Genomic DNA, 282 nt, shown 5'->3' with positions numbered 1-282 from the left:
GTACCATTTCTGATAAAAAATTCCCAATAGCGTTATCGTCAACTAACAGTATGTTTGTCTCAATCATAACCAAAATATATTTTAAATGTTGTGCCTTTATTTATTTCGCTGGTCACCTCAATGTTTCCTCCATGTGATTCTACAAGTGAATTGACAATGTAAAGCCCGACTCCTCTACCTTCGATGTGTGTATGCATCCGTTTGAAGAGTCTAAATATATTGTCCGTTGAACTATCTAAGTCCATACCAAGGCCATTGTCTTTGATAATAAGATAATAACCC

The 282-nt window shown here is 35.5% G+C and carries 1 protein-coding gene; it reads right to left on the bottom strand.

Annotation, left to right across the window (positions count from 1 at the left end; genetic code table 11):
* Positions 1 to 59 precede the first annotated feature (59 nt).
* The coding region (locus CXF67_RS00325; RefSeq protein ID WP_145990330.1) for an ATP-binding protein at positions 60 to 282 on the bottom strand (223 nt) is incomplete at its 5' end.

Source organism: Psychroflexus sp. MES1-P1E (assembly GCF_002836055.1).
Classification (GTDB): Bacteria; Bacteroidota; Bacteroidia; order Flavobacteriales; family Flavobacteriaceae; genus Psychroflexus.
Note: the sequence above shows the minus strand (reverse complement) of the source record. Positions and strands in the feature narration are given on the sequence as shown.